The 25,115-nt window shown below is 60.7% G+C and carries 9 protein-coding genes and 3 pseudogenes; 4 read left to right on the forward strand and 8 right to left on the reverse strand.

What is annotated here, in order from left to right:
• Positions 1-50 precede the first annotated feature (50 nt).
• Positions 51-542, reverse strand: a pseudogene (locus VM99_26860) (transposase).
• Here VM99_26860 and VM99_26865 point away from each other — a divergent pair.
• The 4 genes and pseudogenes from VM99_26865 (at position 543) to VM99_26880 (ending at position 12,122) form a co-directional block, all read left to right on the forward strand.
• Positions 543-10,340: pseudogene (locus VM99_26865) on the forward strand (peptide synthase).
• 282 nt (positions 10,341-10,622) lie between these two features.
• Positions 10,623-10,931 (forward strand): annotated as a pseudogene (locus VM99_26870) (integrase).
• Between the two features lie 154 nt (positions 10,932-11,085).
• Positions 11,086-11,382 carry a transposase gene (locus VM99_26875; GenBank protein ID AKK01480.1) on the forward strand — a complete coding sequence of 99 codons (297 nt, stop codon included), beginning with the start codon at positions 11,086-11,088 and terminating at the stop codon, positions 11,380-11,382.
• A gap of 356 nt (positions 11,383-11,738) precedes the next feature.
• Positions 11,739-12,122, forward strand: a complete 384-nt coding sequence (locus tag VM99_26880) for a hypothetical protein (GenBank protein AKK01888.1) — start codon at positions 11,739-11,741, stop codon at positions 12,120-12,122.
• Between the two features lie 21 nt (positions 12,123-12,143).
• Here VM99_26880 and fusA read toward each other — a convergent pair whose 3' ends face one another.
• The 7 genes from fusA to rplJ form a co-directional block, all read right to left on the reverse strand.
• On the reverse strand, positions 12,144-14,249 hold the full coding sequence (gene fusA, locus VM99_26885) for an elongation factor G (protein AKK01481.1): 2,106 nt from the start codon (positions 14,247-14,249) through the stop codon (positions 12,144-12,146).
• A gap of 30 nt (positions 14,250-14,279) precedes the next feature.
• The gene (locus VM99_26890) at positions 14,280-14,750 is read right to left on the reverse strand and encodes a 30S ribosomal protein S7 (protein ID AKK01482.1); all 471 of its coding nucleotides are present in this window, start codon (positions 14,748-14,750) and stop codon (positions 14,280-14,282) included.
• Between the two features lie 104 nt (positions 14,751-14,854).
• A complete protein-coding gene (locus VM99_26895; GenBank protein AKK01483.1) occupies positions 14,855-15,226 on the reverse strand; it encodes a 30S ribosomal protein S12 in 372 nt (123 codons plus the stop codon).
• Positions 15,227-15,442: 216 nt separating this feature from the next.
• Positions 15,443-19,642, reverse strand: coding sequence for a DNA-directed RNA polymerase subunit beta' (locus tag VM99_26900; protein AKK01484.1), 4,200 nt, complete (start codon positions 19,640-19,642; stop codon positions 15,443-15,445).
• Positions 19,643-19,706: 64 nt separating this feature from the next.
• Complete coding sequence (gene rpoB / locus VM99_26905) at positions 19,707-23,780, reverse strand: DNA-directed RNA polymerase subunit beta (GenBank protein AKK01485.1); 4,074 nt, start codon at positions 23,778-23,780, stop codon at positions 19,707-19,709.
• A gap of 219 nt (positions 23,781-23,999) precedes the next feature.
• Positions 24,000-24,365, reverse strand: a complete 366-nt coding sequence (gene rplL / locus VM99_26910) for a 50S ribosomal protein L7/L12 (protein ID AKK01486.1) — start codon at positions 24,363-24,365, stop codon at positions 24,000-24,002.
• 78 nt (positions 24,366-24,443) lie between these two features.
• On the reverse strand, positions 24,444-24,944 hold the full coding sequence (gene rplJ / locus VM99_26915) for a 50S ribosomal protein L10 (protein AKK01487.1): 501 nt from the start codon (positions 24,942-24,944) through the stop codon (positions 24,444-24,446).
• Between the last annotated feature and the right edge of the window lie 171 nt (positions 24,945-25,115).

The following is a 25,115-nucleotide window of genomic DNA, read 5'->3' on the forward strand; positions in this document are numbered from 1 at the left end:
AGTCCGACGCACAATCATTGTGGGAGCAACTGTCTTACCTCTACCACCCGTCACCGCCATTCAGTGCCGTCTCGAAGCATGGCATTCAGTCTGATTAGCAATATTCGCATGCAGGCGATGAGCGCGACTTTCGCGCTCTTGCCTCGCCCTCGAAGTGCTTCGTACCGGGCCTTGAAGTCGGCGTGATAGCGGATGACAACCCAGCACGACATATAAAGCGCACGTCTGACCCGCGCTCTTCCTCCGTAAATCTGACGTTTGCCGCTGTGATTGCCACTGTCGTCGTTGTAGGGGGCGATTCCCGCCAGGGACGCGATCTCTCTGCGATCAAGCTCACCGAGCTCAGGCAGGTAAACCAACAAACTAGCAGTCGCCACAGTGCCGATCCCTTTAACTGATGTGAGTCGGTCGGCTTTCTCCGCATCCAGCTTACGCATGCTTTGATTAATGGCTTTGCCAAACTGCTTGATTTGGATTTGCAGGTAGCGAATATGATCTTTGATCACCTCGATAACCGCCGGAAGCTARGCCTGCTGTAGCCGGCCAATCGCCTGGCCCACAAGCTCATCGAATTGGGCGTTGGCCCGGAAGTCCGCGTCGGCGTGGCGATGCCGCGCTCCGAGCAGTTGCTGATCGCCTTGCTGGCGGTGCTCAAGGCCGGCGGTGCTTATGTGCCTCTCGATCCGGATTATCCGGCCGAGCGGGTGGCCTACATGCTCGACGACAGTCGTGCGCGGGTGCTGCTGACCGAACAGGCAGTGGCGGCGACTTTGTCGGTGCCTGAGGCCACGGCGGTGCTGATGCTCGATCGTCTCGACCTGGACGGTTATTCCCTCGCTGCCCCCCGCACCGGCGTGACCCCGGACAACCTGGCCTACGTGATCTACACCAGCGGTTCCACCGGCCTGCCCAAAGGCGTGGCGATTGCCCATCGCAACGTGCTGGCGCTGATCGATTGGTCGCGCGCGGTGTACCGTCGCGAAGATATCCAGGGCGTGCTGGCGTCCACCTCGGTGTGCTTCGACTTGTCGGTGTGGGAGCTGTTCGTGACCCTGGCCAACGGCGGTTCGCTGATCATCGCCCGCAATGCGCTGGAGCTGCCGCAACTGCCGGCCCGGGATCAGGTGCGCCTGATCAACACGGTGCCGTCGGCCATCGCCGCGTTGCAGCGCAGCGGCGGGATTCCGGCCAGTGTGCGGATCATCAACCTGGCGGGAGAGCCGCTGAAGCAAAGCCTGGTGGAGGCGCTGTATGAGTCGCCGACCCTTGAGCATGTCTACGACCTCTACGGTCCTTCCGAAGACACCACCTATTCCACTTGGACCCGGCGCACTGTCGGTGGCACGGCGAACATCGGCCGACCGCTCAAGCACACCGCCAGTTACTTGCTGGATGCCGACCTGCAAGCGGTGCCCCAAGGCGTTTCGGCGGAACTGTACCTCAGCGGTGCCGGCATCACCCGGGGTTACCTGGGTCGGGCGGCGCTGACCGCCGAGAAGTACGTGCCCAACCCGTTTTCCACCACGGGCGAGCGGCTGTACCGCACCGGTGACCTGTGCCGTTATCGCGTCGATGGCGTGCTCGAATACCAGGGCCGTATCGACCATCAGGTGAAGATCCGCGGGTTCCGCATCGAGCTGGGGGAAATCGAAGCGCGGTTGTTGCAGCAATCCCAGGTGCGCGAGCTGGCGGTGCTGGCCCAGGACAGCGAGCAGGGCCAGCAACTGGCGGCGTTCATCGTGCCGAGCGACGCTGCCGTGCTGACCCAGGCCGAAGCCCAGGTGCACCTGCGCGAAACCCTCAAGGTTGCCTTGCGCGAACACTTGCCGGACTACATGGTGCCGACGTACCTGGTGTTCCTGGAACGCCTGCCCCTGACCCCCAACGGCAAACTCGACCGCAAGGCGCTGCCAGCCGTGGACGGCAGCGACCAGCAGCGCGCGTTCGTGGCGCCGCGCAGCCCCGTTGAGAAAACCCTGGCGGCGATCTGGCAGTCGGTGCTGAACCTCGCCGAGATCGGCCTGGACGACAACTTCTTCGAGTTGGGCGGCGACTCTATCGTCTCCATGCAAGTGGTCAGCCGCGCGCGGCAGGCCGGAATCACGCTCAACCCCAAGGCGCTGTTTCAACATCAGACCCTGCGTAGCCTGGCGCAGGTGGCAGGCGCGGGCGACCCGCAAGTGGTCGAGCAGGGCCCGGCCACGGGCGTGGTGCCGTTGACCCCGGTGCAGCATTGGTTCTTCGAGCGTGACATCCCCGAGCGCCAACACTGGAACCAGTCGCTGTTGCTGGTGCCGAGCCAATGGCTCGACGCACCTGCACTGGACATGGCCCTGACTCACCTGGCCGGGCATCACGACGCCTTGCGCTTGCGTTTCACCCAGATGAATGGCCAGTGGCAGCAGGCCTATGTCGAACCGTCGGCGGCCAGCCTATTGTGGCAACGCCAGGCGAGCTCGGTGGAACAGCTCAACGCCCTGTGTGACGACGCCCAGCGCAGCCTGGACCTGGAAGACGGGCCATTGATGCGGGCGTTGTTGGTGGACATGGCCGACGGCAGCCAGCGCCTGTTGCTAGCAATTCATCACCTGGTGGTGGACGGTGTTTCCTGGCGCGTGCTGTTGGACGACCTGCAACGTTTCTACGCCCAGCTACACGCCGGCCAGCCGCTCCAGGCGCCCGCGAGGACCAGCGCCTACGGGGCGTGGTCGAGCCGGCTGCACGGCGACCTCGACCGGTTCATGCACAGCCTCGACTACTGGCGTGCCCAGGCGAGCATCGCCAATGACTTGCCGTGTGACTACCCGCAGGTGGCCCTGCAGGCTCGCGACGAGCGCAAGGTCCAGGTGAAGCTGGACGCCGAACAGACGCGCCAACTGCTGCAACAGGCCCCCAAGGCCTACCGTACTCAGGTCAACGACCTGTTGCTGACCGCCCTGGCGCGCACTCTGTGCCGTTGGACCGGTCAGGACCACGCGCTGATCCAACTGGAAGGGCATGGCCGCGAAGACCTGTTCGACGGCGTTGACCTGACCCGCACCGTCGGCTGGTTCACCAGCCTGTTCCCGGTCAGCCTGCGACCGGCCGCCGAACTGGGCGCCTCGCTCAAGGCCATCAAGGAGCAACTGCGCGCCGTGCCGGACAAGGGCCTGGGTTATGGCGTGCTGCGCTATCTGGGCGAACCGGCGGTGCGCGCCGAGCTGGCGGCCCTGGCGGCGCCGCGCATCACGTTCAACTACCTGGGCCAGTTCGACCGTCAGTTCGACGACGGCGCGCTGTTCGTGCCGTCCAGCGAAGGCAGCGGTGCCGCCCAGCATGCCCGGGCGCCGCTGGCGAACTGGTTGACGGTCGAAGGCCAGGTCTACGGCGGCGAGCTGACGCTGAACTGGGGCTTCAGCGAGCGAATGTTCAAGCACCAGACCATCGAAACCCTGGCGGCGGCGTATCGCGCCGAGCTGAGCGCGCTGATCGAGCATTGCTGTGGCCTGCAAGCGCCGCAAGCGACCCCGTCGGACTTCCCCCTGGCGCGCCTCACCCAGGCGCAGCTCGACAGCCTGCCGGTGGACGCCGGGCAACTGGACGATCTCTACCCGCTCTCGCCGATGCAGCAGGGCTTGTTATTCCACAGCCTGTACGAGCAGACGGCGGGGGCGTACATCAACCAGTTGCGGGTGGACGTGCACGGCATCGATCCGCAACGGTTTCGCCAGGCCTGGCAGGCCACGCTCCAGGCCCACGACATCCTGCGCAGCGGCTTTGCCTGGCAGGGTGACCTCGAACAGCCGGTGCAGATCGTCCTGCGCCAGGTCCAATTGCCGTTCACGCACCTCGACTGGCGCGGGCACGAGCGGCTGGCCGATGCCCTGGATGAACGCGCCGAAGCCGAACGCCGGGAGGGTTTCGACCTGGCCCAGGCGCCGTTGCTGCGCCTGGTGCTGGTGCAGACCGCTGCCGATCGTTGGCACCTGATCTACACCCATCACCACATCCTGATGGACGGCTGGAGCAACGCCCAATTGCTGGGTGAAGTGCTCCAGCGCTACAGCGCTCGCCCAGTCGTGGCCAGTGGCGGACGCTATCGCGACTACATCGCCTGGCTGCAACGCCAGGACGCGCACCAGAGCGAAGCGTTCTGGACGGCGCAACTGGCCACCTTGCAAGAGCCGACGCGGTTGGCGCGGGTGCTGCCCGGTGCTGAAGCCGAGAGCGGTCATGGCGATCATTACCTGACCCTGGATGCCCCGCGAACCCAGGCCCTGGAACAATTCGCCCGCGCGCAGAAAGTTACCCTCAACACCCTGGTGCAGGCGGCGTGGCTGTTGCTGCTGCAGCGCTACACCGGCCATGCCAGCGTGGCCTTCGGCGCCACCGTGGCCGGACGTCCGATGGAACTGCCGGGCATCGAGCAGCAGGTCGGCCTGTTCATCAACACTTTGCCCGTGATCGCCGCGCCGCGCCCGGACCAGTCGGTCGCGGCCTGGTTGCAAGCCGTGCAGGCGCAGAACCTGAGCCTGCGTGAATACGAGCACACGCCCCTGGCCGATCTCCAGCGCTGGGCCGGGCAGGGCGGCGAGGCCCTGTTCGACAACATCCTGGTGTTCGAGAACTACCCAATTGCCCAGGCCCTGCAACAAGGTGCCGGAGACGGTGTGGTGTTCGGCGAGGTCAGCCACCTGGAGCAGACCCATTATCCGTTGAGCGTGGCCGTGACCCTCGGCCAGACGCTGGCGTTGCACCTGTGTTTCGACCGCATGCAGTTCAGCCTGGCCGCCATCGAGGGCATCGCCGCCCAACTGGTGCACCTGCTGGAGCGCTTCGCCGAGTCAGCCGTGCGCCAACTGGGGGACATTGCCCTGGTCAGCGCCGAAGAGCAGGCCCGACAATTGGCGGCCAATGCGCCACAGCCGTACCCGACCGACGTCGCCGTGCACCAGCGCATCGCCCAGTGGGCCGCGTTGAGCCCGCAGCGTACGGCAGTGAAGTTCGACGGCGAATCGTTCAGCTACGGCGACATCGATCGCCGGGCAAACCAATTGGCCCATGCCTTGATGGCTCGTGGCGTCGGCCCGGAAAGCCGGGTCGGTGTTGCCTTGCCGCGCAGCGAAGGGGTGATCGTCGCACTGTTGGCGGTGCTCAAGGCCGGCGCTGCCTATGTGCCGCTGGACACCGGTTATCCCCGTGAGCGCCTGGCCTACCTGATCGAGGATTGCGGGCTGGCGCTGTTGCTCACCGATTCCCGGGTGTCGGCGCAACTGCCCCTCGAAGGCGTCGCCCAGGTGCTGGAACTCGATGGCCTCGACCTGAGCCGGCAACCGATGGACGCCCCTGTCGTGTCCATCGATCCGCAAAGCCTTGCCTACGTGATCTACACCTCCGGTTCCACCGGCAACCCCAAAGGGGTGAGCGTGGCCCATGGTCCGCTGGCGATGCACTGCCAGGCCATCGGCGAGCGCTATGAGATGCAGGCCAGCGATTGCGAGTTCCACTTCATGTCCTTCGCCTTCGACGGCGCCCATGAACGCTGGCTCACCAGCCTGACCCACGGCGCTTCGCTGCTGGTTCGCGACGACAGCCTGTGGACCCCGGAGCAGACCTACAACGCCATGCGTGAACACGGCGTGACGGTGGTGGCGTTCCCGCCGGTGTACCTGCAACAGTTGGCCGAACACGCTGAGCGCGAAGGCAACCCACCGAAGGTGCGCATCTACTGCTTCGGCGGCGACGCGGTGCCCAACGCCAGTTTCGAGCGGGTCAAGCGCGCCCTGGACCCGGACTGCATCATCAACGGCTACGGCCCGACCGAAACCGTGGTCACGCCGCTGATCTGGAAGGCCGGCCGCGAGGTGAGCTGTGGCGCCGCTTACGCGCCCATCGGCAGCCGCATCGGCGATCGCAGCGCCTACGTGCTGGACGCCGACCTGAACCTGTTGCCCCAAGGCCTGGCCGGTGAGCTGTACCTGGGCGGCAGCGGGCTGGCCCGGGGTTACCTGAACCGTCCGGGCCTGACCGCCGAGCGCTTTGTCGCCGATCCGTTTGGTGGCCGCGGCGGCCTGCTGTACCGCACCGGTGACCTGGTGCGCCAGCGCGCCGACGGGACCTTCGATTACCTGGATCGTATCGACAACCAGGTGAAGATCCGCGGCTTCCGTATCGAGCTGGGCGAGGTCGAAGCCCGCCTGCAAGCGTTGGCCGGCGTGCGCGAGGCGGTCGTGGTGGCCCAGGAAGGCACCGCCGGCAGCGGCAAGCGCCTGGTTGCCTACGTGGTCGCCGACGCGCCAGCCCCTCGGGACGAAGCGTTCGCCGAACATCTGCGCGCGCAGCTCAAGGCGAGCCTGCCGGCGCACATGGTCCCGGCCTATCTGCTGGTGCTCGAACGCCTGCCGCTGACCCCCAACGGCAAGCTCGATCGCAAGAACCTGCCCAAGCCCGACGTCAGCCAACTGCAACACGCCTACGTGGCGCCGCGCAGCCTGCTGGAACAGCAATTGGCGTCCATCTGGCAGGACGTGCTCAAGCTGGGGCAGGTGGGCCTGCGGGACAATTTCTTCGAGCTGGGTGGCGATTCCATCGTTTCGATCCAGGTGGTCAGCCGCGCCCGCCAGCTCGGGATTCACTTCACGCCCAAGGATTTGTTCCAGCACCAGACCATCGAAGCGTTGGCCGCGGTGGCGCGCCAGGGCGAAACCGCGCAAGGGGTCGACCAGGGACCGGTGACCGGCGAGCTGACGCTGCTGCCGGTGCAGCGGCTGTTTTTCCAGGAGTCGATCCCCGAGCGCCAGCACTGGAACCAGTCGGTGTTGCTCAAGCCGACCCAGCTTCTGGACGCCCGTGCGCTGGAGCAGGCCCTGGACGCCCTGGTGGTGCATCACGACGGCCTGCGCTTGAGCTTTGTCGATGACGGCAAAGGTTGGCAGGCCAGCTATCGGTCGCTGGCCCAGCAGCCCGAGGGTCTGCTGTGGGTGGCGGAGGTGGCCGATGCCGCGGCGTTGGAACACCTGGCCAACGAAGTGCAACGCAGCCTGGACCTGCAAGCCGGGCCGTTGTTGCGGGCCGCGCTGGCGACCCTCGCCGATGGCACCCAGCGCGTGCTGCTGGCGATCCATCACCTGGTGGTGGACGGTGTGTCGTGGCGGATTGTGCTGGAAGACCTGCAGAGCACCTACCGCCAATTGTCTGCCGGCCAGGCGCTGCAACTGCCGGCAAAAACCACCTCGGCACAAGCCTGGGCCGACCGTTTGCAAGGCTACGCCCGCAGTGCCGCATTACAGGAGGAACTGGCGTTCTGGCAGGCGCACCTCGACGGTGCTGACGGCCGGTTGCCGCTGGACAACCCCCAGGGCGGACGGCAGAACCGCCTTGCCCTCACCGTGCGTACCCGCCTCGATGCGGCGCTGACCCGCCAATTGCTGCAGGACGCGCCCAAGGCGTATCGCACCCAGGTCAACGATCTGCTGCTGACCGCGTTGGCCCGGGTGATGGTGCGCTGGACCGGCACCGACAGCGCATTGATCCAGCTCGAAGGCCATGGCCGCGAAGCGGTGTTCGCCGACGTCGACCTGACCCGTACCGTCGGCTGGTTCACCAGCCTGTACCCGGCCCGACTGACGCCGACGGCGGACCTGGGGGATTCACTGAAACAGGTCAAGGAGCAACTGCGCTCGATCCCGAACAAGGGCCTGGGCTTCGGGGCCCTGGCTCAACTAGGGGATGCCACGGCGCAAGCCTGCCTGGCCGGGCTGCCCACGCCGGGCCTGACCTTCAATTACTTGGGCCAGTTCGACGCCAGTTTCGATGAGGCGCACGGGGCCTTGTTCGTGCCGGCCAGCGAAGGCGCCGGCGACGAGTTGCACGCCGATGCGCCGTTGTCCAACACCCTTGCCCTCAACGGCCAGGTGTTCGGCGGCGAACTGAACCTGGGCTGGACCTTCAGCCGCGAGCAGTTCGACGCGGCCACCGTGCAGGCCCTGGCCGATGACTACGCCCGGGAGCTGCAAGGGCTGATCGAGCATTGCTGTGACGGCACCCATGGCGGCGTCACGCCGTCGGACTTCCCGCTGGCTCGCCTGGACCAGCGACAACTGGACGGCCTGCCGATGGCGGCGGCGCAGATCGCCGACCTCTATCCGTTGTCGCCGATGCAACAGGGCATGCTGTTCCACAGCGTCTATGGCCAGGCCAGCGGCGCCTACATCAACCAGTTGCGCCTGGACGTCGAAGGCCTGGACCCGGACCGCTTCCACCAGGCATGGCAGGCGGCAGTGGACGCCCATGACATCCTGCGCACGCGTTTCGTCTGGCAAGGCGACCTGCCTGATCCGGTGCAGGTGGTCAGCAAACACCTGGCATTGCCTTACTGCCTGCACGACTTGCGCAACGATCCGCAGCGCGATGAAACCGTGGCGGCCCTGGCCGAGGCCGAACGCCGGCAACTGGACCTGGGCGCGCCGGCGCTGCTGCGGCTGGCGATCGTGCGCCTCGACGCACAGCGCTATCACCTGATCTACAGCCATCACCACATCCTCATGGACGGCTGGAGCAACTCGCAATTGCTCGGCGAAGTGCTGCAACGCTACAGCGGCCAGGACGTGCCCGTGCCGGTCAGCCGCTACCGCGATTACATCGCCTGGCTGCAACGCCAGGCCGTGACGGCCAGCGAGGCGTTCTGGACGCCGGCCCTGCGCCGCCTGGAGACGCCGACCCGGCTGGCCGAGGTGCTGGCAAAACCGGCGATGGATGAGACGGGGTATGGCGATCACGTGCATGGCCTGGACGAAGCGCTGACCCGGCGCCTGGAGGCCTTTGCCCGCGCCTCGAAAGTCACCGTCAATACACTGGTGCAGGCCGCCTGGCTGCTGCTGTTGCAGCGTTACACCGGCAAGGACACCGTGGCCTTCGGCGCCACCGTGGCCGGGCGTGCGGCGCAGTTGCCCGGCATCGAGCAGCAGATCGGCCTGTTTATCAACACCCTGCCGGTGATCGCCAGCCCACGGGCCGAGCAGACCCTGGACAGTTGGCTGCACGCGGTGCAAGAGCAGAACCTGGCCCTGCGCGAATTCGAGCACACGGCGTTGCTGGACATCCAGCGCTGGGCCGGGCAGGGCGGTGAGGCGTTGTTCGACAGCCTGCTGGTGTTCGAGAACTACCCGATTGCCCAGGCCCTGGAACAGGGCGCCCCGGACGGCTTGCGCTTCGGCCCGGCGGCCACCCGGGAGCAAACCAGCTACCCGTTGACGCTGTTGGTGAGCCTGGAGCGGCAACTGTCGGTGCACCTGAGTTACCAGCGCTCGAGTTTCGAGCCGGCCGCCGTCACGCGACTGGCCGCGCACCTGGCGCAACTGTTGGCGCAGATGGTCGATGGCGGCGAGCGCCGGCTGGCTGAGCTGACACTGCTCGAAGCCGACGAGTACCAACGCCTGATCCACGACTGGAACCCGGTCGATGGGTCGTTCGAGCACAGCCTGTGCATTCACCAGGTGATCGCCCGTCAAGCGGTAGCCACGCCGGATGCCTTGGCCGTGACCTTCGCCCACACGTCACTGAGCTACAGCGAGCTGGATGGCCGTGCCAATCGCCTGGCCCACAAGCTCATCGAATTGGGCGTTGGCCCGGAAGTCCGCGTCGGCGTCGCGATGCCGCGTTCCGAGCAGTTGCTGATCGCCTTGCTGGCGGTGCTCAAGGCCGGTGGTGCTTACGTGCCTCTCGATCCGGATTACCCGGCCGAGCGCGTGGCTTACATGCTCGACGACAGTCGTGCGCGGGTGCTGCTGACCGAACAGGCAGTGGCGGCGACTTTGTCGGTGCCTGAGGCCACGGCGGTGCTGATGCTCGATCGTCTCGACCTGGACGGTTATTCCCTCGCTGCCCCCCGCACCGGCGTGACCCCGGACAACCTGGCCTACGTGATCTACACCAGCGGTTCCACCGGCCTGCCCAAAGGCGTGGCGATTGCCCATCGCAACGTGCTGGCGCTGATCGATTGGTCGCGCGCGGTGTACCGTCGCGAAGATATCCAGGGCGTGCTGGCGTCCACCTCGGTGTGCTTCGACTTGTCGGTGTGGGAGCTGTTCGTGACCCTGGCCAACGGTGGCTCGCTGATCATCGCCCGCAATGCGCTGGAGCTGCCGCAACTGCCGGCCCGGGATCAGGTGCGCCTGATCAACACGGTGCCGTCGGCCATCGCCGCGTTGCAGCGCAGCGGCGGGATTCCGGCCAGTGTGCGGATCATCAACCTGGCGGGAGAGCCGCTGAAGCAAAGCCTGGTGGAGGCGCTGTATGAGTCGCCGACCCTTGAGCATGTCTACGACCTCTACGGTCCTTCCGAAGAAACCACCTATTCCGCTTGAACCCGGCGCACTGTCGGCGGCACGGCGAACATCGGCCGGCCGCTCATATCTGCCCCGACCAAGGGTGCACGCCCGAAAACCGGATCCGGGTTCTGTACGTCAAACTGTCGACCCAGGAAGCGTCCATGCCGCCAAACCCGGACTGGAGTCGCCGGTTGTCGAACTGCGATGGCGACAATGACTTTTCCTGCGAAGCGGTCTGGCTCTACCAGCAGGGATTGTCTGCGTGCAAACACCAATGGCAGCCGCGCAAGCTGGGGCAATGACATGACCGCTTAACCTGAACCGGGCTTGATCGCTCATTCGGATCGAGGCAGCCAGTATGCCGGTACGGATTACCAGAACTTGCTGACGCGACATGGAATGCGTTGCAGCATGAGTCGCAAGGGCAACTGCTGGGACAATGCGGTCATGGAGCGCTTCTTCTTGAATCTGAAGATGGAGCGTGTTTGGCGCAAGGATTACGCCAACCATGGCGAAGCGATCAAAGACATCACGGACTACATCGTGCGGTTCTATAACGGAAGGCGAATCCATTCATCCTTGGGCTATTTGCCGCCCAATCAGTATGAGCGGCAAGCAGCCTGAAAAACACCGATTGAGGTGTCCGGAAAAAATTGACCACCTCAGACCTTGGCCTTCGCGAGCAAGCCCGCTCCCACAATTAATGGGGGATGTTTGAGCTGGTCTAATAGCCCCGGACACCTCAATGGGTGAAACTACACTCATTGAGGAATATTCCATGACTAAGAAGTACAGAAAATTCGACGCCGAGTTCAAGCTGAAGGTCTGCAAGATGGTTGTTGATCAAGGTCTGAGCGTGAACTCGGTTTGTACCGATTTAGGCCTGAGCGATACCGCCGTGCGCCGCTGGGTTCAGCAGTATCAAACCGAGCAGTCGGGCGGTACGGGGATTGGCAAACCATTGACCAGCGACCAGCAGCGTATTCGCCAGCTTGAACAGCAAGTCCGCGAACTGAAGACGGATAATGACATATTAAAAAAAGCTACGGCCTTCTTTGCCCGCGAGTTGAAGTGATCCACCAGTTGGTTCACCAAGTCCAATGCAAGGCCTACCCGGTGGCGCGTATCTGCCGGGTGTTGCGGATCAGTCGTTCGGGGTTTTACGAAGCTCGTCAGCGGCGTTTGAAGCCAAAACCTGTGTGCTCGGTTTCCGCTCAGCTCAAGGCTGCCTTCGTGTCCAATGMACACTGTTATGGCAGCGACGCTCTTCCGATCTATCAGAGCCGAACCGATGATGATTGGAGTGTCATCACCTGGGAAGTCGTAAGTGCTCAGCAGGTCGCGCACTTCCATCTCAACCAGTTCCAGCAGCTCAGCGTCGTCAACCATGTCAGCCTTGTTCAGGAAGACAACGATGTACGGAACGCCTACCTGACGGGACAGCAGGATGTGCTCACGGGTTTGTGGCATCGGACCATCGGCGGCCGAGCAAACCAGGATCGCGCCGTCCATCTGGGCAGCACCGGTGATCATGTTTTTTACGTAGTCGGCGTGACCTGGGCAGTCAACGTGTGCGTAGTGACGCACGGACGAATCGTATTCAACGTGAGCGGTGTTGATGGTGATACCGCGAGCTTTCTCTTCCGGGGCGCTGTCGATCTTGTCGAAGTCAACCTTGGCCGAACCGAAAACTTCGGAGCAGACACGGGTCAGAGCAGCGGTCAGAGTGGTTTTACCGTGGTCAACGTGGCCGATGGTGCCGACGTTGACGTGCGGTTTGTTCCGTTCAAATTTTTCTTTAGCCACGACAATTAACTCCTAGCTTAAAGGGCTGAATCAGCCTTGCTTTTTGGTAACAGTTTCGACGATATGCGACGGAGCTGTATTGTATTTTTTGAATTCCATGGAGTAGCTTGCGCGACCCTGAGACATGGAACGAACGTCGGTTGCGTAACCGAACATTTCACCCAACGGAACCTCGGCGCGAATGACCTTGCCGGAAACCGTATCTTCCATACCCAGAATCATGCCGCGACGACGGTTAAGGTCGCCCATGACATCACCCATGTAGTCTTCAGGCGTAACGACTTCAACGGCCATGATCGGCTCGAGCAACTCACCACCGCCCTTCTGGGCCAGTTGCTTGGTCGCCATGGAAGCAGCCACCTTGAACGCCATCTCGTTGGAGTCGACGTCGTGGTAAGAACCGTCGAACACGGTCGCCTTCAGGCCGATCAGCGGATAGCCGGCAACAACGCCGTTCTTCATCTGCTCTTCGATACCCTTCTGGATCGCCGGGATGTATTCCTTAGGAACCACACCACCCACGACTTCGTTCAGGAATTGCAGACCTTCCTGACCTTCGTCAGCAGGAGCAAAACGGATCCAGCAGTGGCCGAACTGACCACGACCGCCGGACTGACGAACGAACTTGCCTTCGATCTCACAGCTCTTCGTGATGCGCTCACGATAGGAGACCTGAGGCTTACCGATGTTGGCTTCGACGTTGAACTCACGGCGCATCCGGTCAACCAGGATGTCCAGGTGCAGCTCGCCCATGCCGGAGATGATCGTTTGACCAGTCTCTTCATCAGTCTTGACGCGGAAAGACGGGTCTTCCTGAGCAAGCTTGCCCAGAGCGATACCCATTTTTTCCTGGTCATCCTTGGTTTTTGGCTCAACGGCAACCGAAATAACCGGCTCTGGGAAGTCCATGCGAACCAGGATGATTGGCTTGTCAGCGTTGCACAAAGTCTCACCAGTGGTGACGTCCTTCATGCCGATCAAGGCCGCGATGTCGCCAGCGCGCACTTCCTTGATTTCTTCACGGGCGTTTGCGTGCATTTGCACCATACGACCCACGCGCTCTTTCTTGCCTTTTACCGAGTTGATCACGCCGTCGCCGGAGGCCAACACGCCCGAGTAAACTCGAACGAAGGTCAAGGTACCCACGAATGGGTCGGTAGCGATCTTGAACGCCAGGGCCGCGAACGGCTCGTCGTCGCTTGCGTGACGCTCCATTTCCTCTTCCTCGTTATCAGGGTTGGAGCCCTTGATAGCAGGAATGTCGGTTGGAGCAGGCAGGAAGTCGATAACAGCGTCGAGAACCAGGGGAACGCCCTTGTTCTTGAAGGAAGAACCGCAAACAGCCAGGACGATCTCACCAGCGATAGTACGCTGACGCAGAGCGGCCTTGATTTCCTCGATGGTGAGCTCTTCGCCCTCGAGGTACTTGTTCATCAGCTCTTCATTGGCTTCGGCCGCAGCCTCGACCATGTTGCTGCGCCACTGCTCGGCTTCTTCCAACAGCTCGGCCGGGATGTCCTTGCGAACAGGGACCATGCCCTTGTCGGAGTCATTCCAGTAAACCGCTTGCATATTGATCAGGTCGATCTGGCCCTGGAAGTTGTCTTCCGAACCGATAGCGAGCTGGATAGGCACCGGAGTGTGACCCAGACGCTGCTTGATCTGACCGATCACGCGCAGGAAGTTGGCACCAGCACGGTCCATCTTGTTTACGTAAACAAGACGTGGAACGCCGTATTTGTTGGCCTGACGCCATACGGTTTCCGACTGAGGCTCAACACCCGAAGTACCGCAGAACACAACGACCGCGCCGTCGAGTACACGCAGGGAACGCTCAACTTCAATGGTGAAGTCTACGTGGCCCGGGGTATCGATGACGTTGAAGCGATGCTCGTGTGGGTACTGCTTCTCGGAACCCTTCCAGAAGGCGGTGATGGCAGCAGAGGTAATGGTAATACCACGCTCCTGCTCCTGCACCATCCAGTCTGTGGTCGCGGCGCCGTCATGCACCTCGCCCATTTTGTGACTTTTGCCGGTGTAAAAAAGGACGCGCTCGGTGGTGGTGGTTTTACCAGCATCCACGTGAGCGACGATACCGATGTTACGGTAGCGGTTAATCGGTGTAGTACGAGCCATAAAGCCCTCGCAAATTGAGTGACGCTAAAATTAGAAGCGGTAGTGCGAGAAAGCCTTGTTGGCTTCAGCCATACGGTGCACGTCTTCACGCTTCTTAACTGCAGCACCTTTACCTTCAGCAGCGTCCAACAGTTCACCAGCCAAACGCAGAGCCATGGACTTCTCGCCGCGCTTGCGGGCGAAGTCTACGAGCCAGCGCATGGCCAGAGCGTTACGACGGGACGGACGAACTTCAACCGGAACCTGGTAGGTAGCACCGCCTACGCGGCGCGACTTCACTTCGACCAGCGGAGCGATGGCGTCGAGTGCTTTTTCGAAGAGTTCCAGGGGATCGGAGTTCTTACGCTCTTTAACTTTTTCCAGCGCGCCATAAACGATACGTTCGGCAACGGCTTTCTTGCCGCTTTCCATTACGTGGTTCATGAACTTGGCGAGGATCTGGCTTCCGTATTTCGGATCGTCCAGAATCTCACGCTTGGCTGCTACGCGACGTCTTGGCATTGATAAGCCCTCAAACGGTCTTCAGGTTAGCCCGGGACAGCTGACGCGTGCCCGACCTTACTCTTATCGACTCAATAAAATTAAAAACTGCAAAAAACGGCCGATTATTTCGGACGCTTGGTACCGTATTTCGAACGACCCTGGTTACGACCTTTAACGCCGGAAGTATCCAAAGAACCGCGAACGGTGTGGTAACGAACACCTGGCAAGTCTTTTACACGACCGCCGCGGATCAGTACCACGCTGTGCTCTTGCAGGTTGTGGCCTTCACCGCCGATGTACGAGGAAACCTCGAAACCGTTGGTCAGGCGCACACGGCATACTTTACGCAGTGCCGAGTTAGGTTTTTTCGGCGTAGTGGTATACACGCGGGTGCATACGCCACGACGTTGCGGGCAGTTCTGCAGCGCAGGTACGTCGGATTTCTCGACGATACGCTTACGCGGCTGACGTACCAGCTGGTTGATAGTTGCCATCTACTAGCTCCACTGTTGTCTTGCGACGCTATTGTCTTGCAAGAAAAGCAAAATGGCAGGAACGAATTCCCGCCAAATTTAGGGGATCAAGAGTCTAAAGAGGATCTTGTCCCCAGTCAAGGCAAGGCCCCGACCTCCCCGCTCGCCGGATCTCGACAATTTGTCTTGATCCGCCGAACGGGGCGACCAGGGCCCGGCACTCAATTACCGCAGAACTCAGTTACCGCTCGAGTTCAGCGCTTCGGTCAGTGCAGCTTCCACTTCACTGGCGCTTACGCGCAACGGCTTGTCTGCATCACGGCGACGCTTACGCTCGCTGTGATAGGCCAAACCGGTACCGGCCGGGATCAGACGACCCACGACCACGTTTTCTTTCAGGCCGCGCAGGTAATCGCGCTTGCCGGTTACCGCCGCTTCGGTCAGTACGCGAGTGGTTTCCTGGAAGGAAGCCGCCGAGATGAACGATTCGGTGGACAACGACGCCTTGGTGATACCCAACAGAACGCGGGTGAACTTGGCGACAAACTTGTCTTCCGTGCTCAGACGCTCGTTCTCTACCAGTACGTGAGTCAGTTCCATCTGGTCACCCTTGATGAAGCTGGAATCGCCGGACTCGGAGATCTCAACTTTACGCAGCATCTGACGCAAGATGGTCTCGATGTGCTTGTCGTTGATCTTCACGCCTTGCAGGCGATAAACGTCCTGGATCTCGTTCACGATGTACTTGGCCAGCGCACTCACACCCAGCAGACGCAGGATGTCGTGTGGATCGCTCGGACCGTCGGAGATTACTTCGCCGCGGTTGACCTGTTCGCCTTCGAAGACGTTCAGGTGACGCCACTTCGGAATCAGCTCTTCGTACGGATCGCTACCGTCGTTCGGGGTAATGACCAGACGGCGCTTGCCCTTGGTTTCCTTACCGAACGCGATGGTGCCGCTGACTTCAGCCAGGATCGAGGCTTCCTTCGGACGACGGGCTTCGAACAAGTCGGCAACACGCGGCAGACCACCGGTGATGTCGCGGGTCTTCGAAGTTTCCTGCGGGATACGGGCGATAACATCACCGATCGCGATCCGCGCACCGTCCGCAACACCGACCAGGGCGTTGGCTGGCAGGAAGTACTGAGCGATAACGTCAGTGCCTGGCAGCAACAGATCCTTGCCGTTGTCGTCGACCATCTTCACGGCAGGACGGATGTCCTTGCCAGCAGCTGGACGATCTTTCGGATCGAGCACTTCGATGTTGGTCATACCGGTCAATTCGTCGGTCTGACGTTTGATCGTGATGCCTTCTTCCATGCCCACGTAGGTCACGGTACCTTTCATTTCGGTAACGATCGGGTGAGTGTGCGGATCCCACTTGGCCACAATGGCGCCAGCGTCGACCTTGTCACCTTCCTTGACCGAAATCACCGCACCATACGGCAGCTTGTAGCGCTCGCGCTCACGACCGAAGTCGTCGGCAATCGCCAGTTCACCGGAACGGGACACGGCAACCAGGTGACCGTCCACACGCTCAACGTGCTTGAGGTTGTGCAGGCGGACAGTACCGCCATTCTTCACCTGTACGCTGTCGGCCGCGGAGGTCCGGCTGGCCGCACCACCGATGTGGAACGTACGCATGGTCAGCTGGGTACCCGGCTCACCGATGGACTGGGCCGCGATAACGCCGACCGATTCACCGATGTTCACCTGGTGACCACGAGCCAGGTCGCGGCCGTAGCACTTGGCGCAAATGCCGTAGCGGGTTTCGCAGCTGATCGGCGAACGCACGATCACTTCATCGATGCTGTTCAGCTCGATGAACTCTACCCACTTCTCGTCTACCAGGGTGCCGGCAGGAACGATGACGTCCTCGGTACCTGGCTTGAATACGTCACGGGCGATGACACGACCCAATACGCGCTCACCCAACGGCTCGACCACGTCGCCGCCTTCGATGTGCGGAGTCATGACCAGGCCATGTTCGGTGCCGCAATCGATCTCGGTCACCACCAGGTCTTGCGCTACGTCTACCAGACGACGTGTCAGGTAACCGGAGTTCGCCGTTTTCAACGCGGTATCCGCAAGACCCTTACGAGCACCGTGCGTGGAGATGAAGTACTGGAGTACGCTCAGGCCTTCACGGAAGTTCGCGGTGATCGGGGTCTCGATGATGGAGCCGTCCGGCTTGGCCATCAGGCCACGCATACCGGCGAGCTGACGGATCTGCGCAGCAGAACCCCGTGCGCCCGAGTCGGCCATCATGTACATCGAGTTGAAGGATTCCTGCTCGACCTCGTCGCCATGACGGTCGATGACTTTCTCTTTCGAGAGGTTGGCCATCATCGCCTTGGAAACTTCGTCGTTCGCCTTGGACCAGAGGTCGATCACCTTGTTGTACTTCTCGCCCTGGGTTACCAGGCCGGAAGCATACTGGCTTTCGATCTCTTTCACTTCCTCGGTAGCGGTACCGATGATGCGGGCTTTTTCATCCGGGATAACGAAGTCGTTAACACCGATGGAAACGCCGGAAATGGTCGAATAGGCAAAACCGGTGTACATCAACTGGTCAGCGAAGATCACGGTTTCCTTCAAGCCAACCACGCGGTAGCACTGGTTGATCAGCTTGGAGATCGCCTTTTTCTTCATCGGCAGGTTGACGACATCGAACGACAGGCCTTTTGGCACAACCTGGAACAACAGCGCACGGCCGACGGTGGTGTCGACGATACGGGTGTTGGTCACGCTGTTGCCATCGCGATCGTTCACGGTTTCGTTGATCCGCACCTTGACCTTGGCATGCAGTGCGGCTTCGCCGGCACGGAACACACGGTCAACTTCCTGCAGATCCGCGAACACACGACCTTCGCCCTTGGCGTTGATCGCTTCACGCGTCATGTAGTACAGACCCAATACAACGTCCTGCGACGGCACGATGATTGGCTCACCGTTGGCTGGCGACAGGATGTTGTTGGTCGACATCATCAACGCACGCGCTTCGAGCTGGGCTTCCAGCGTCAGCGGTACGTGCACGGCCATCTGGTCACCGTCGAAGTCGGCGTTGTACGCAGCGCAGACCAGCGGGTGCAGCTGGATAGCCTTACCTTCGATCAGTACTGGTTCAAACGCCTGGATGCCCAGACGGTGAAGGGTCGGTGCACGGTTGAGCAGCACGGGGTGTTCGCGAATCACTTCGGCGAGAACGTCCCAGACCTCTGGCAGCTCGCGCTCGACCATCTTCTTGGCGGCCTTGATGGTGGTCGCCAGACCACGCATTTCCAGCTTGCCGAAAATGAACGGTTTGAACAGCTCGAGAGCCATCTTCTTCGGCAAACCGCACTGGTGCAGACGCAGGGTCGGGCCTACGGTAATTACCGAACGACCGGAGTAGTCAACACGCTTACCGAGCAGGTTCTGACGGAAACGACCTTGCTTACCCTTGATCATGTCGGCCAGGGATTTCAGAGGACGCTTGTTCGAACCGGTGATAGCGCGACCGCGACGACCGTTATCCAGCAAGGCATCCACAGCTTCCTGCAGCATGCGCTTTTCGTTGCGCACGATGATGTCAGGAGCGGACAGATCCAGCAGACGCTTCAAACGGTTGTTACGGTTGATCACTCGACGATACAGATCGTTGAGGTCGGAAGTCGCGAAACGACCGCCATCGAGCGGAACCAGCGGACGCAGGTCTGGCGGCAGAACCGGCAGAACGGTCAGCACCATCCACTCAGGCAGGTTGCCGGAACCCTGGAAGGCTTCCATCAACTTCAGGCGCTTGGACAGCTTCTTGATCTTGGTTTCGGAGTTGGTTTGCGGAATTTCTTCACGCAGACGGCCAATCTCGTGCTCCAGATCGATCGCGTGCAGCAGTTCACGGACAGCTTCGGCACCCATGCGGGCATCGAAATCGTCACCGAACTCTTCCAGCGCTTCGAAATATTGCTCGTCGTTGAGCAACTGGCCCTTTTCAAGGGTGGTCATGCCCGGGTCGATTACGACGTAGCTCTCGAAGTAGAGAACACGCTCGATATCACGCAGGGTCATGTCCATCAGCAAGCCGATACGGGACGGCAGCGATTTCAGGAACCAGATGTGGGCAACCGGCGAAGCCAGTTCGATGTGCGCCATGCGCTCACGACGAACCTTGGCCAGCGCAACTTCAACGCCGCACTTCTCGCAGATCACGCCACGGTGTTTCAAGCGCTTGTACTTACCGCACAGGCACTCGTAATCCTTGACCGGACCAAAGATCTTGGCGCAGAACAGGCCGTCACGCTCAGGCTTGAACGTACGGTAGTTGATGGTTTCCGGTTTTTTAACTTCACCGAACGACCACGAACGGATCATCTCAGGCGAGGCCAATCCAATACGGATGGCGTCGAACTCTTCGACTTGACCCTGGTTTTTCAGCAAATTCAGTAGGTCTTTCAAGGCCTTTCCTCCTGGCGGAGCAGAGAGCGGGCCAAACAGCCCCGCTCTCGATTCGCGTCACGTGTTATTCGGTTTCCAGATCGATATCGATGCCGAGGGAACGAATTTCCTTGATCAACACGTTGAAGGACTCGGGCATGCCCGGCTCCATACGGTGATCGCCGTCCACGATGTTTTTGTACATCTTGGTCCGGCCGTTCACATCGTCCGACTTCACTGTGAGCATTTCTTGCAGAGTGTAGGCAGCACCGTACGCTTCCAGCGCCCAGACCTCCATCTCCCCGAAACGCTGACCACCGAACTGCGCCTTACCACCCAGCGGCTGCTGGGTAACCAGGCTGTAAGAACCGGTAGAACGAGCGTGCATCTTGTCGTCCACCAAGTGGTTCAGCTTCAGCATGTACATGTAGCCAACGGTAACCGGACGCTCGAACTTGTTGCCGGTACGGCCGTCGAACAGCTGCATCTGGCCGCTTTCCGGCAGGTCTGCCAGCTTCAGCATGGCCTTGATTTCGCTTTCCTTGGCACCGTCGAACACCGGAGTCGCCATTGGAACGCCGCCGCGCAGGTTCTTCGCCAGGTCCAGGATTTCCTGGTCGGAGAAGGTGTCCAGCTCTTCGTTGCGACCGCCGATCTCGTTGTAGATCTCGTGTAGGAACTTACGCAGGTCCGCGACCTTGCGCTGCTCTTCGACCATACGGTTGATCTTCTCACCCAGGCCCTTGGCCGCGAGGCCCAGGTGGGTTTCAAGGATCTGACCAACGTTCATACGCGAAGGTACGCCCAACGGGTTGAGGACCACATCGACCGGGGTGCCATTGGCATCGTGCGGCATGTCTTCAACTGGCATGATCACCGAGACCACACCTTTGTTACCGTGACGACCGGCCATCTTGTCGCCCGGCTGAATGCGACGACGGATTGCCAGGTAGACCTTGACGATTTTCAGCACGCCTGGAGCCAGGTCATCGCCCTGCTGCAGTTTGCGCTTCTTGTCTTCGAACTTGTCGTCCAGCAGACGGCGGCGATCAACGATGTAGGCCTGCGCCTTCTCGAGCTGCTCGTTCAGAGCGTCTTCAGCCATGCGCAGTTTGAACCACTGGCCGTGCTCAAGACCGTCGAGGACTTCGTCGGTGATTTCCTGACCTTTCTTCAAGCCGGCGCCGCCTTCGGCCTTGTGGCCAACCAGCGCAGCACGCAGACGTTCGAACGTCGCGCCTTCAACGATACGGAACTCTTCGTTCAGGTCCTTGCGGATCTCGTCGAGCTGAGTCTTCTCGATGGACAGTGCACGAGCATCACGCTCGACGCCGTCGCGAGTGAAGACCTGTACGTCGATGACGGTACCCTTGGTGCCAGTCGGCACACGCAGGGAGGTGTCCTTCACGTCGCTGGCTTTTTCACCGAAGATGGCACGCAGCAGTTTCTCTTCCGGCGTCAGCTGGGTCTCGCCTTTCGGAGTGACCTTGCCCACCAGGATGTCGCCTGCGCCGACTTCGGCACCCACATAAACGATACCGGCTTCGTCCAGCTTGTTCAGTGCAGCCTCACCCACGTTCGGGATGTCCGCAGTGATTTCTTCTGGGCCAAGCTTGGTGTCACGGGCCACACAGGTCAGTTCCTGAATGTGGATCGTGGTGAAGCGGTCTTCCTGAACCACACGCTCGGACAGGCAGATGGAGTCTTCGAAGTTGAAGCCGTTCCACGCCATGAACGCGATGCGCATGTTCTGGCCCAGCGCCAGTTCACCCATGTCGGTGGACGGACCGTCAGCCATGATGTCGCTGCGCTGAACCCGATCACCCTTGCTGACCAGCGGACGCTGGTTGATGCAGGTGTTCTGGTTGGAGCGGGTGTATTTGGTCAGGTTGTAGATGTCGACACCGGCTTCGCCCGTTTCAACTTCGTCATCGGCAACACGAACCACAATACGGCTGGCGTCGACGGAATCGATCACACCGCCACGACGAGCCACGACGCAAACGCCGGAGTCGCGAGCAACGTTACGTTCCATGCCGGTACCCACCAGCGGCTTGTCGGCACGCAGGGTCGGTACAGCCTGACGCTGCATGTTCGAACCCATCAATGCACGGTTGGCGTCGTCGTGCTCGAGGAACGGGATCAGCGACGCAGCCACCGAAACAACCTGCTTGGGCGACACGTCCATCAAGGTGACGTCTTCCGGCGCCTTGACGGTGAACTCGTTCAGGTGACGAACAGCAACCAGCTCGTCGACCAGGACTTTCTTGTCGTTCATCGTGGCCGAAGCCTGGGCGATCACGTGATCGGCCTCTTCGATGGCGGACAGGAACACGATCTCGTCGGTCACCAGGGCGTCTTTCACCACGCGGTACGGGCTCTCGAGGAAGCCGTACTGGTTGGTGCGCGCATAGGCTGCCAGGGAGTTGATCAGACCGATGTTCGGACCTTCCGGCGTCTCGATCGGGCATACACGACCGTAGTGGGTCGGGTGTACGTCACGAACTTCGAAGCCTGCGCGCTCACGGGTCAGACCACCTGGGCCGAGTGCGGAGACGCGACGCTTGTGGGTGATCTCGGACAGCGGGTTGTTCTGGTCCATGAACTGGGACAGCTGGCTCGAACCGAAGAACTCCTTCACCGCCGCAGCCACTGGCTTGGCGTTGATCAGGTCTTGCGGCATCAGGCCTTCGCTTTCAGCCATCGACAGGCGTTCCTTGACCGCACGCTCTACACGCACCAGGCCAACGCGGAACTGGTTCTCGGCCATTTCGCCTACGCAGCGAACACGGCGGTTACCCAGGTGGTCGATGTCATCGACGATGCCTTTGCCGTTACGGATGTCGACCAGGGTCTTGAGGACCGCAACGATGTCATCCTTGTTCAGCACGCCCGAACCTTCGATCTCGGTACGACCGATACGACGGTTGAACTTCATCCGGCCGACCGCAGACAGATCATAGCGCTCAGGGCTGAAGAACAGGTTGTTGAACAGGGTCTCGGCTGCATCCTTGGTTGGCGGCTCGCCAGGACGCATCATGCGATAGATCTCGACCAGGGCTTCCAGCTGGTTGCCGGTGGAGTCGATCTTCAGCGTGTCAGAGATGAACGGACCGCAGTCGATATCGTTGGTGTACAGGGTTTCGATACGAACGACCTGAGCCTTGACGATTTTCGCCAGGATTTCGACGGACAGCTCGGTGTTGCACTCTGCAATGATTTCGCCAGTGGCCGGATGCACGATGGCCTTCGCCGTGGTGCGACCCAGGACGTAGTCCATCGGCACCTGCAGCTCTTTGATCCCGGCTTTTTCCAGCTGGTTGATGTGGCGAGCGGTGATACGACGACCCTGCTCGACAATAACCTTGCCTTTGTCGTCCTGGATGTCCAGGACCGCGATTTCACCACGCAGGCGCTGAGGCACCAGTTCCAGGCTGAGGTTTTCACCCTGCACGTGGAAGACGTTGGTGGTGTAGAACGCGTCCAGCACTTCCTCGGTGGTATAGCCGAGCGCGCGCAGCAGTACCGAAGCCGGCAGCTTGCGACGACGGTCGATACGCACGAAGACGCAGTCTTTCGGGTCGAACTCAAAGTCCAACCACGAACCGCGGTAAGGAATGATGCGCGCGGAGTAAAGCAGTTTGCCGGAGCTGTGCGTCTTGCCACGGTCGTGGTCGAAGAACACGCCCGGAGAACGGTGCAGCTGGGAAACGATTACACGCTCGGTACCGTTGATTACGAAGGTACCGTTCTCAGTCATCAGGGGGATTTCACCCATGTAGACTTCTTGCTCTTTGATGTCCTTGATCGCTTTGTTCGACGATTCTTTGTCGAAAATGATCAGGCGCACTTTTACCCGCAAAGGTACGGCGTAAGTTACACCGCGCAATACGCATTCTTTGACATCAAATGCCGGTTCGCCCAGGCGATAACCGACGTACTCCAGCGCAGCATTGCCGGAGTAGCTGATGATCGGGAAAACGGATTTGAAGGCCGCATGCAGGCCCACGTCGCGGAACTGATCTTTAGTCGCTCCCGCTTGCAAGAATTCACGATACGAATCCAGCTGGATGGCCAGGAGGTACGGCACATCCATGACGTCCGGCAACTTGCTAAAGTCCTTGCGGATACGTTTTTTCTCAGTATATGAGTAAGCCATCAGCGTTCCCCAGCTTGGTCACCTGCTTGTTTGGCCTCTCCCGACGGGAGCAGCCAGAAAATCGTGCAAACCCCATGGTTTGCGCCACCACATCGGGTGGTTACAGCTCGTTACCAGCACCAACCCAGTCGGCTGCCAATAACGGAAAAAGGCCGGTGGCAAGAGCCACCAGCCATCAGCCTGTCGCTTAACGCTCGGGCTGGAGACGCAAGGTCGAAATTACTTGATTTCGACAGCAGCGCCTGCTTCTTCCAGCTTCTTCTTGGCGTCTTCAGCAACTTCTTTGGTAACGCCTTCGGAGATGACCTGAGGAGCGGTGTCAACCTTCTCCTTGGCTTCTTTCAGGCCCAGACCGGTCAGCTCACGAACAGCCTTGATCACGTTAACTTTCTTCTCGCCAGCGGCGGTCAGGATAACGTTGAACTCGGTTTGCTCTTCAGCAGCAGCAACAGCAACAGCTGGGCCGGCAGAAGCAGCAGCAGCGGTAACGCCGAATTTTTCTTCGAAAGCTTTGATCAGCTCAACAACTTCCATTACGGACATGTTGCCAACGGCTTCGAGGATATCGTTTTGAGAGATAGACATGAATCTAAATTCCTGGATTGGGGGACGGCCTACGCGACCATCGAAATAAACAAAAAACGCGGAAAGGAGTGTCGAGCCTTAGGCTGCGGCAGCTTCTTTCTGGTCGCGCAATGCCGCCAGAGTACGAGCCAATTTGCTGGTTGCGCCTTGAATCACGCTCATCAGCTGAGAAATTGCTTCGTCACGGGTCGGCAGAGTTGCCAGTACGTCGATCTGGTTAGCTGCGAGGAACTTGCCCTCGAACGCAGCTGCCTTAATCTCGAACTTGTCCTGACCTTTGGCGAATTCCTTGAACAAACGGGCAGCAGCGCCAGGATGTTGGGTGGAGAACGCGATCAAGGTCGGGCCGGTGAACACGTCGTTGAGAACACTGTATTCAGTGTCAGCAACAGCGCGCTTGAGCAGGGTGTTACGTACAACACGTACGTAAACGCCAGCTTCACGAGCCTCTTTACGGAGTCCGGTCATTGCGCCTACTGTTACGCCACGGGCATCAGCCACGACAGCGGACAGAGCAGCTTTGGCAGCCTCGTTGACTTCAGCGACGATGGCCTTCTTGTCTTCGAGTTTAATTGCCACGGGTTTAACTCCTGCTTGTTACCGTTTCATTCGGTCGGAACCGAATGTCGTTTTGGTGTCTGATTCGGTAAGGAACCGGGAGCACCATCTGCGTAGGCTTGTGGTTTAAGACTTGCGTCGCCTACGGTCTTGGACAGCCCCCGCCAGGCAGGGACCCCAATTTTTCGATTG

Origin of the sequence: Pseudomonas chlororaphis (genome assembly GCA_001023535.1) — a bacterium.
Taxonomy (GTDB): Bacteria; Pseudomonadota; Gammaproteobacteria; order Pseudomonadales; family Pseudomonadaceae; genus Aquipseudomonas; species Aquipseudomonas chlororaphis_E.

What these genes read in the sequence shown, in the direction of transcription:
- VM99_26890 (AKK01482.1), bottom strand. Translation starts at nt 14,750, where the DNA reads ATGCCAAGACGTCGCGTAGCAGCCAAGCGTGAGATTCTGGACGATCCG.
- fusA (AKK01481.1), bottom strand. Translation starts at nt 14,249, where the DNA reads ATGGCTCGTACTACACCGATTAACCGCTACCGTAACATCGGTATCGTC.
- rpoB (AKK01485.1), bottom strand. Translation starts at nt 23,780, where the DNA reads ATGGCTTACTCATATACTGAGAAAAAACGTATCCGCAAGGACTTTAGC.
- VM99_26895 (AKK01483.1), bottom strand. Translation starts at nt 15,226, where the DNA reads ATGGCAACTATCAACCAGCTGGTACGTCAGCCGCGTAAGCGTATCGTC.
- VM99_26875 (AKK01480.1), top strand. Translation starts at nt 11,086, where the DNA reads ATGACTAAGAAGTACAGAAAATTCGACGCCGAGTTCAAGCTGAAGGTC.
- rplL (AKK01486.1), bottom strand. Translation starts at nt 24,365, where the DNA reads ATGTCTATCTCTCAAAACGATATCCTCGAAGCCGTTGGCAACATGTCC.